General features: G+C 80.4%; 1 protein-coding gene. It reads right to left on the bottom strand.

The annotated features are described in order from the left end of the window. Positions 1 to 1232, bottom strand: a 1232-nt coding sequence (locus tag F8274_RS30625) for a CoA transferase (RefSeq protein ID WP_255474597.1), incomplete at its 3' end; no start/stop codon positions are given. Positions 1233 to 1372: the final 140 nt, after the last annotated feature.

Genomic DNA, 1372 nt, shown 5'->3' with positions numbered 1-1372 from the left:
GACGCGGCCGGCAGGTCGTGCCGCAGCCACCCGGCGGTACGCGCCAGCGACAGTTCGGCGGTCCAGGCGCCCCCCTCGTGCGCGCGCCGCGCCAGTGCCCGGAGCACCGCCGCGGCGAGCAGGTACCCGGTGCCGTGGTCGAGCGCCTGGGCGGGCAGCACGCCCGGTGTGCCGTCCGGCCGCCGCTCGATCTCGGCGATGCCGGTGGCGGCCTGCACCAGGCTGTCGAAGCCGCGCCGCCCGGCCCACGGGCCGGTGCCGCCCCACGCCGACAGCCGGGCCACCACCAGGTCGGGGCGGTGCCGGCGCAGCGCCTCGGGGGAGAGGCCCCACCGGTCCAGCGCGCCCGGCCGGTAGCCGGTGACCACCACGTCGGCGTCGGCGACCAGCGCCGCGAACCGGGCCCGGTCGGCGTCCCCGCCCAGGTCGAGCAGGGTGGAGCGCTTGCCGGCGTCGGTGTCCAGGTGCTGCGGCTCCAGCTCCGGCAGGCCGGGGGAGTCGACGCGCAGCACGTCGGCGCCGAGCAGGGCCAGGAACCGGGTGGCCACCGGGCCGGCGATCACCCGGGTCAGGTCGAGCACGCGTACCCCGGCGGCGGGGAGCCCGGGTGGCGCGGGTGGCGCCGGGCGCGCCGCCGCCGGAGCGTCGGCCCGCAGCCGGACCAGGGGTTCCGTCGCGACCGCCACGGCCTGCGGATGGGTGTCCCACTCCTCCGGCGTGCGGGCGGCGACGGCGAGCCCGCCGGCCGCCGTGACGCGCTCCTCGACCGCGACGGCCCGGCGGGCGCCGACCCGCTCGCCCACCGCGGCCACCAGGGCCTCGTCGGGGCCCGCCGGGTCCAGGTCGAGCGCGGCCAGCAGCCGCCGCCGGTGGTGCGGGTAGTTGGCGTGGGTACGCACCCAGCCGTCGGCGGTCGGCCAGTACCGGGACAGCGGGGCGAAGCCGCTGAACCCCCGCCCGTCCACCCGCAGGTGCCGCTCGCTGGTGAAGGAGACCGCCACGGCGCGGCTGTCCACGGTCAGCGACCCGGCCGGCCCGGCCCCACGGGCCCGGGCCAGCTCCAGGGCGGCCAGCGCGGCGGCGGCGACGCACGCCACGGCCAGGTCGGTCACCGGCAGCCGGGCCGGCAGCACCCCGTCGGGGCCGGCCGGCCGCACCGCGCCGAGGGCGCCGGGGTCCCCGCCCAGCGCCGCCCAGGCCGACCGGATCGCCTCCGTCGTCGAGTCCACCACCGGTCGATCATCGCACCGCCGGCGGCGGCCCGGCGCTCACCGGGGTTTCCGGGTCTTCGACGGCGTCAGGCTCGGCAGCGGGCTGAGCGAGGGGGAGATGGTCGGCAGCGAGGTCGGCCGCCTGCTGGGGCTGGGGCTCG

Source organism: Micromonospora sp. AMSO31t (assembly GCF_008868175.1).
GTDB lineage: Bacteria > Actinomycetota > Actinomycetes > Mycobacteriales > Micromonosporaceae > Micromonospora.
The sequence above is the reverse complement of the archived record's forward strand: the minus strand, read 5'-3'. Positions and strand labels throughout refer to the sequence as shown.